We start from the raw sequence: 524 nt of genomic DNA, 5'->3' as shown, positions 1-524 counted from the left end.
TAAGGGTCAAAATGTGTGTCTGGCTGGGCGTGTCGCGGGGGTTAGATTTGTCCTTTTTGAATGCCGATTGAGTGGGTGTAGACGGTGTCGATAGCGTTGTCGTAGAGGGCTGGGCGTCCTGTTTCGTGGTCGGCTTGGTTCTCGGTTTGGGTCAGGGTGGATACTTTGGCGAGTTGGCCCTGGCCCCAGTCGGACTGCCTGGCGATTCGTACTGGATCGTCAGGCAGTTCCGTTTTTAAGTAGAGCCACCAATCCAGCATGCGGCGTTGTCGTTCGCCTGATCTGCCGCGGTGGGTTCTGGCGAGCAGTTTGAGCTGGGCGTTGATGCCGCCTTCTAAGCTGTTGGTGGTGGATTTGATCCGCTCGGGCGCAAGGACTCCTGCTGGCGGGTTGAGGTAGACAAACAGCATCTCGGACCGCCAAAGATGGTTGAGGCTGTTGTAGGCCTTGCGCACGTTGTGGTGGGTCCACACGCGGGTCCATGCACCTGTTTTGGGGTCTTTGATCATGGTTTTCTCGTTCAT

1 pseudogene is annotated in these 524 nt (G+C 56.9%); it reads right to left on the bottom strand.

What is annotated here, in order from left to right:
* Positions 1-41: 41 nt before the first annotated feature.
* Positions 42-524, bottom strand: a pseudogene (locus F0L46_RS25510) (IS256-like element IS1249 family transposase); the annotation flags it as partial.

The sequence above is a fragment of the Salinarimonas soli genome (assembly GCF_008386575.1).
Classification (GTDB): Bacteria; Pseudomonadota; Alphaproteobacteria; order Rhizobiales; family Beijerinckiaceae; genus Salinarimonas_A; species Salinarimonas_A soli.
The sequence above is the reverse complement of the archived record's forward strand: the minus strand, read 5'-3'. Positions and strand labels throughout refer to the sequence as shown.